General features: G+C 75.5%; 1 protein-coding gene. It reads right to left on the bottom strand.

Annotation, left to right across the window (positions count from 1 at the left end; genetic code table 11):
* Positions 1–25: 25 nt before the first annotated feature.
* Positions 26–428: ArsA family ATPase (locus RNB18_RS52580; RefSeq protein WP_449657666.1), on the bottom strand; the 403-nt coding region annotated here is incomplete at its 5' end.

The following is a 428-nucleotide window of genomic DNA, read 5'->3' on the forward strand; positions in this document are numbered from 1 at the left end:
GTACGGGACAGAGCGCTCAGGGTGTTCAGGGCGTACGGGGCCAGAGCCCGGGGTCGGGGGTGAAGCGGACGCGCAGGACGCCGTCGGTGAGAGCGGCGCCGGAGACCGTGCAGCGGCGCAGGGCCGAGGCGACCTTGATGATCCGGTGGAACGGGCCCACGGTCAGGAGGAGTTCCTCACCCCGGCGGACCAGCCGCAAGTCCTCCTTGACCGCGCCGGGCAGCGGCAGGCACCAGGTCAGCTCGGCCGGAGTGCCGCTCTCCCCCTCCTCGCCCTCGATCCACCACGGGTCGTCCGCCCGGCCCGCCTCGCGCCCGTCCGGGGCGGGGACGGCGAGCGCGGCCAGGTCGTCGGTGGTACGGGGGTCACGGCCGAGGTGGGCGGCCTCGTGGACGGGGACCTCCGGGGCCCACTCCTCGTGCCAGTGG

Source organism: Streptomyces doebereineriae, assembly GCF_031845645.1.
GTDB lineage: Bacteria > Actinomycetota > Actinomycetes > Streptomycetales > Streptomycetaceae > Streptomyces > Streptomyces canus.